The sequence below is a fragment of the Clostridium sp. HBUAS56017 genome (assembly GCF_007115085.1).
GTDB classification, from domain to species: domain Bacteria; phylum Bacillota; class Clostridia; order Clostridiales; family Clostridiaceae; genus Clostridium; species Clostridium cibarium.
Window position 1 is genome coordinate 1 of record NZ_SULK01000076.1, and the last position, 379, is coordinate 379.

At 36.7% G+C, this 379-nt stretch carries 2 tRNA genes; both read left to right on the forward strand.

Features of this window, described 5'->3' with window-relative positions:
• The first annotated feature begins 112 nt into the window (after positions 1–112).
• Positions 113–188 (forward strand) — tRNA-Ala (locus FAY47_RS19965).
• A 3-nt stretch (positions 189–191) separates the two neighbouring features.
• Positions 192–268 (forward strand) — tRNA-Ile (locus FAY47_RS19970).
• Positions 269–379 lie beyond the last annotated feature (111 nt).

Sequence of the window (379 nt, forward strand, 5' to 3'; positions counted from 1 at the left end):
TACTTGACTAGTAAAGAAAAAAATCTTAAAATAGGTTTTCTTCTCGAAAGAATGGTTTTAACTTTCTGTTCAATTTTGAGAGATCTCAGTAATTGATTTCTCAAATTAATGTGGGGGTATAGCTCAGTTGGGAGAGCACCTGCCTTGCACGCAGGGGGTCAAGAGTTCGAATCTCTTTATCTCCACCACATGGGTCTATAGCTCAGCTGGTTAGAGCGCACGCCTGATAAGCGTGAGGTCGATGGTTCGAGTCCATTTAGACCCACCATTGTTCTTTGAAAATTGCACATAGTATATATTGTTTGTATAAATACAACAAGCCAAGAAATATTCTTTGTATATTTAATAGACTAGTTTCAGTTATTTATAATAACGAAAC